At 36.7% G+C, this 357-nt stretch carries 1 protein-coding gene; it reads left to right on the top strand.

Annotation, left to right across the window (positions count from 1 at the left end):
• Positions 1-357, top strand: a 357-nt coding sequence (locus CYP77_RS09890; RefSeq protein ID WP_181001935.1) for a hypothetical protein, incomplete at both ends; no start/stop codon positions are given.

Genomic DNA, 357 nt, shown 5'->3' on the forward strand with positions numbered 1-357 from the left:
ACTTGACAGCGAATTTAGCAGAAAACCAAGCAACCCAGAAATTAAATTCCCAGAAGATACAAACAAAGATGGCAAAATTTCTGATGATGAAAACAAAGCTGGTGACAAAGATGCTGGTAAAACAACAGTAGAAGTTACTATACCAAAAGATGGTTCAGTAAAACCAGGTGATAAAGTAGTAGTTACTGATGACAATGGCAAAAAGACTGAAAAACCAATCAACCAAGATGACATCGATAAAGGTAAGATTGATATCCCAGTTGATCTAAACCCAGGTAAAGATAACAATGTAACAGCAGAGATCATCAATCCAAATAACCCTAATAACCCAGGCAAGGATAGCAAGGTGATAGGTGA

Source organism: Campylobacter concisus, assembly GCF_002913865.1.
GTDB lineage: Bacteria > Campylobacterota > Campylobacteria > Campylobacterales > Campylobacteraceae > Campylobacter_A > Campylobacter_A concisus_AM.